General features: G+C 58.2%; 1 protein-coding gene. It reads left to right on the top strand.

Features of this window, described 5'->3' with window-relative positions:
* Positions 1–291: 291 nt before the first annotated feature.
* The gene (locus ABS761_RS16825; protein WP_046237968.1) at positions 292–1392 is read left to right on the top strand and encodes a Fic family protein; all 1101 of its coding nucleotides are present in this window, start codon (positions 292–294) and stop codon (positions 1390–1392) included.
* The last annotated feature ends 103 nt before the right edge of the window (positions 1393–1495 follow it).

Genomic DNA, 1495 nt, shown 5'->3' with positions numbered 1-1495 from the left:
TCGGAATCACTGGTCACGATGCCGGACTGGGTGGTCACGATGCCGGAATCGCTGGTCACGATCAACCGGAATACCCAAACAATGAAGTAAATGGGGTAATTTATAATTTATTGCCCTATTTTTGGTATTGTGCCGCCCGTTTCCTTCCTGGTCAGCTTTGTCGGCCCCTCACGACCGGGCCTACGCTCAGGAAATGGGGTAGTCAAACACTATTAATGAGGTATTTTTAGAGAAAATGCCCCATTTATAGGCTATGATTACCCCATTTAGACAGCCTGGGCTTACATTTACATGCACTCGCTCACACCCGAGTACCTTGCCGCGCTTCGCTTCGATGGCACTCAGGCCGCCACGTTGCGCACACTGGGCGAGTACCAGGGTAAGCAGCAACTCTACGCCGCGCAGTCGCCCGAAGCCCTCAAGGGCCTGCGCCAGATTGCGGTGGTGGAGTCCACCGAGTCGTCTAACCGGCTGGAAGGCGTTGTCGTCGCACCCTCGCGGTTGAAGTCTCTGGTCATCCGCAACGCAACGCCAAAGAGCCGCTCCGAACAGGAGATCGCCGGCTACCGTGATGCTCTGGCACTGATCCACGAGTCCGCCGCGCACATGCCCTTCAGCGAGGGTGTTGTGCTGCAATTACATACCCTGCTGTACCGCTACATGCCGCAGGCGGGTGGACGCTGGAAGGCCACCAATAACGACATCGTCGAGCGTCACCCGGATGGCACTTCGCGTCTGCGCTTCCAGCCGGTGGCTTCGCATCTCACGCCGATGGCCATGGCTGATCTAACAGGGCGCTACGCGACCGCGCTGGACCAGCATCTGGCCGATCCGCTGGTGCTGGCGCCGCTGGCGATGCTCGACTTCCTGTGCATCCACCCTTTCCCGGATGGCAACGGTCGCATGTCCCGCTTGTTGACCCTGCTGCTGCTCTACCACTTCGACTATGCCGTGGGCCGCTACATCAGCTTGGAACGCATCTTCGAAGATACCAAGGAAAGCTATTACGAGACGCTGGAAGCAAGCTCGCAGGGCTGGCACCAGGGGCAGCACGACGTAAAGCCCTGGCTCGACTACTTCTGGGGAGCCTTGCTACGGGCATACCGCGAGTTCGAGGAGCGTGTCGGCACCATCGAGCGTGGCCGTGGCAGTAAAGGAGACCGGGTGCGTGCGGAAGTCCTGGGGCGCACCCTGCCGTTCTCGATTTCCGAGATTGAAGAGGCCTGCCCGGGCGTGAGCCGGGACATGGTTCGACTAGTGCTGCGAGCGATGAAATCAGAGGGGTTGATCGAATCGACTGGCAAGGGGCGAGGGGCGAAATGGAAGCGCATCACAGCAGGCACATCCGGTAGTACAGCGGTTCTGGCGATTGGCCACAAGATGGATCAGTGAGGACTCTCCATGGATAACGTTTCCAAGGGCCTGTCATTAATTTCGTGTTTAAGGCATAACATGCACTCAAGGAGTGATTATGCCTCGCAAGACGAAGACCCCA

Origin of the sequence: Castellaniella sp. GW247-6E4 (assembly GCF_040276065.1) — a bacterium.
Classification (GTDB): domain Bacteria; phylum Pseudomonadota; class Gammaproteobacteria; order Burkholderiales; family Burkholderiaceae_B; genus Castellaniella.
This window is presented reverse-complemented; position numbering and strand designations above follow the sequence as displayed.

Excerpts from the sequence above, each read along its gene's own strand:
- ABS761_RS16825 (WP_046237968.1), top strand. The coding sequence starts at position 292 with ATGCACTCGCTCACACCCGAGTACCTTGCCGCGCTTCGCTTCGATGGC.